Annotated in this window: 3 protein-coding genes and 1 pseudogene; all 4 read left to right on the forward strand. The window is 38.3% G+C overall.

Going from position 1 to position 3,306, the window contains the following annotated elements; translation table 11 throughout:
• Positions 1-864: pseudogene (locus tag Q0095_RS05065) on the forward strand (hypothetical protein); the annotation flags it as partial.
• Positions 864-1,361: a Dna2/Cas4 domain-containing protein gene (locus tag Q0095_RS05070; protein WP_297881958.1), complete on the forward strand. Its 498-nt coding sequence runs from the start codon at positions 864-866 to the stop codon at positions 1,359-1,361. The pseudogene Q0095_RS05065 and the gene Q0095_RS05070, both read left to right, overlap by 1 nt.
• An 8-nt stretch (positions 1,362-1,369) precedes the next feature.
• Positions 1,370-1,648 (forward strand): CRISPR-associated endonuclease Cas2, encoded by a 279-nt coding sequence (cas2, locus tag Q0095_RS05075; protein WP_005869129.1) that lies wholly within the window; start codon positions 1,370-1,372, stop codon positions 1,646-1,648.
• Between the two features lie 16 nt (positions 1,649-1,664).
• Entirely contained in the window at positions 1,665-2,663 is a 999-nt protein-coding gene (gene cas1 / locus Q0095_RS05080) for a CRISPR-associated endonuclease Cas1 (RefSeq protein WP_297881961.1), read from the forward strand.
• Positions 2,664-3,306: the final 643 nt, after the last annotated feature.

Raw genomic sequence — 3,306 nt, forward strand, 5'->3', positions numbered from 1 at the left:
GTACTTTGTGTCGTAAATACCATCTCAAAAGCTAAAAAGCTATATGAAGTCATAAAAAACAAAAGCGAGAATAAAGATAGCGTCTATCTTTTGACTACGCACCAAATTCCACTTCACAGAGTTGAGATTATTGACGAGATAAAAGTTAAATTAAGTAGTGGTAAAAAGATTATTTTGATTGCAACGCAGCTGATAGAGGCGGGGGGCGGTCTTAGCTTTGATATAGGTTTTCGAGAGTTCGCTCCCTTTGGCTCTATCATTCAAGCTGCGGGTAGAGTAAATCGTGAAGGCTTGTCAGATAGGCCTGCAAAAGTTATAGTTTTTGATTATTTAGAAGGTAAATCATTTCCATATCACGATACGGATCTGCAAGAGGATAAGATAAAGGAAATTCTATCGCAAAATATAAAAGAGAGCGAAATTTATAATGTCTTAGAGAGCTATTTTGAAAGTACAAAGAATGAAACGACTAGCGTAGATTTATTGCAATACGCTAAAAACCTGAAATTTCAAACATTATTTAGAAAATTTAATGAAAATTTTATGCCTAAGCAGGACTGGAAGGTCTCGCTTTTTGTAGAACAATATAGTGGGCATTTCAGCGAGTTTTTAGATAATCGGGATAAATTGTTACAATCAAATGACGATAAATTTAAAATTATTGCAGAAATTAAAGATTCGGAAAAAGATTTGGGATTATATACTATATCCGTTGGTAAAAATTTACTAGAAGAACTTAAAAAAGATTATAAAACCACTTTAAAAGATTATTTTGGCAGATATATCTTACCGCCAGGCAATTTCTATAATAAATTTGATGGTTTTCTTCCTAAACTTACGATTGCCGAAGAGTTTTTCGACTAATGTTTTGCAAGGACCAAATCACCGGTACGCTCGTGAATTATTACATCACCTGCAAGCGCGAGGCATGGCTTTACGCACACAATATTCACGCCAATCAGGAAGATGAAAACGTGCTGATGGGCAAGGCACTAGCGGATATCAAAGAGAACGGTTTGCAGGAATTCGCATTTTCAAATTTGAAATTTGATAAGCTTTCCAAGCAGCGCGGACATTATCTCATCACCGAATATAAAAAGAGCCTAAAAAATCCAGAAGCAGGCAAGATGCAGCTACTTTTTTACATCTATCTTTTAAAAACGGGCTTAAATTTAAAAGAGGTAAAAGGCAAATTAATTAGCGGCAAAACCGTCATAGCCATTGAGGATAATGTCGAGAATTTCACTAAAATCGAAACAATTCTAAACAGCATCGCCGCCCTTGTGAATGAGTTAAAGCCGCCTAAATTTAGCCCGCAAAAGATTTGCGAGAGTTGCGCTTATCGTGATTATTGCATTTAGGAGATAGAATGTACGCTATTTTATTTTACGATATTTCAAGCAGCGACGAAAAGGAGAAAAATAACGCTGCGCGCGTCCGAAAGGCGGTTGAGAAGTTTCTGCCTCGCGTGCAATTCAGTGTTTTTGAGGGTGAAATCAGAGCGAGCGATCTTAAAAAATTAATGGCGATTTTGCAAAAAGAATGCGCCAGTAAGCTTGATTCGGTAGTAATTTATACTTTTAATTCGCTCAAATATTCACAGCGTCTCGTCATCGGGTGCGATAAAAACGAGGCAATATTCAGCTAAAATTTAAGGATAAAGTATGCAAAAATCGGATCGCACGCATTTTATTTTGAGCCCAGGCCGATTGCGCCGTAAAGATAATAATCTATACTTCGATAAATTTAACGACGAGGGCGGAATTTTAACTAGTAAAATTTTGCCGATTAACGCAATTGATGAAATTTATATTTTGGCGCGAGTAGAGCTTGACACTTATACTATGGCATTTTTGGCTGATAATAACATTTTGCTGCATATTTTTAGCGCCTATCAGAGCTTTCGCGGCAGTTTGTTCCCGAATACTTCAAATTCTGTAAATAAAAGTGGCTTTGTGCTTTTGGCGCAGTTGCGGGCTTTTGATGATCTTTCTAAGCGCCTTTTTATCGCTCGCGAGATTACTCGCGTTCGCATCTTAAATGCAGCCATTAATTGCAAGGCTTACGGCGTCTTGCTCGATACTGCGCCGCATCTGGATGCCCTAGCGCGCGTATGCGACATAGCAGCAGTAATGGCGGTGGAAGGCGGCTTTGCCAAGCGGTATTTCGCGGCATGGAACGAAATCATCGAGGATCAGCGCAGTTTTAAATTTACGACGCGTTCCAAACGCCCGCCGGCGGATAAAATTAATGCCCTCATTAGCTACGTAAATACGCGTATTTATAACGTCTGCCTCAGCGAAATTTACAAAACCGAGCTTGATCCGCGCATCGGCTTTTTACACGAGCCAAACTACCGCGCGTTAAGCCTACATCTAGATCTTGCAGAGATTTTTAAGCCTATTTTAGGCGATAGATTAATTTTCGGAATGTTAAACAAGCGCGAGATTACGGCAAAAGATTTTGAAACGGACGCGGGGCGTATTCGATTTGGTAAAGAAGCGATGCAAAAGATCGAGCTAAAAATGATCGAGAAACTATCATCTTGCGCAAATGTAGCGGGACAGAACCTAACCTGGCGTCAAATCATCCGTCGCGAGGCAAATCAGATTAAAAAATACGTCTGTGAAGGCGTGCCTTACGAGGGGCTGGTATGGCGGTAGGTCTCAGGGCTTCGAGCTTAATTTATGCTTTTTTAATCTTAACTAGAATCACTTACGCCTATAGATTACGCCCTCTTAAGATGCATGTGCTTTTGAAATAAATTTGATCTGAAGCACGGAACGGCGAACGAATTGGCTTTAAAAACACATATGTTTTTAAAATTTCAGCTTTTTATTATTCACACTTCGATTTTTGAATATCTTTATATTTAGATTTTAACATTTGCACTCACGATACATATAGATAGCGATAAAGTTGCTTTTAAGATTCTGAAATGCCTAATTTTGGGCATTGAGCAATCGGGAGCTTTTTTAAATTTAGTCCATTTTAAGGCATAAAAATATATACTTCTAACACTTTCTACCTAGAAAAATGGCAAAATTCGTGCTGTAGAATTTCATCCCGTTGGGAATTGAAACACAAGTAAATTTAAAACTCCATAAAATCCTTTTTTGTAGAATTTCATCCCGTTGGGAATTGAAACGACGCTTTGGATAAGAATTCTGCCGATTCAAATAGTAGAATTTCATCCCGTTGGGAATTGAAACTACCCTCTCGCGGTCGCGTAATCGATCTCTAGCCCTGTAGAATTCCATCCCGTTGGGAATTGAAACTTATATAAATTTATATAATAAAATAAAT

This window comes from uncultured Campylobacter sp. (assembly GCF_938045535.1).
Taxonomy (GTDB): Bacteria; Campylobacterota; Campylobacteria; order Campylobacterales; family Campylobacteraceae; genus Campylobacter_B.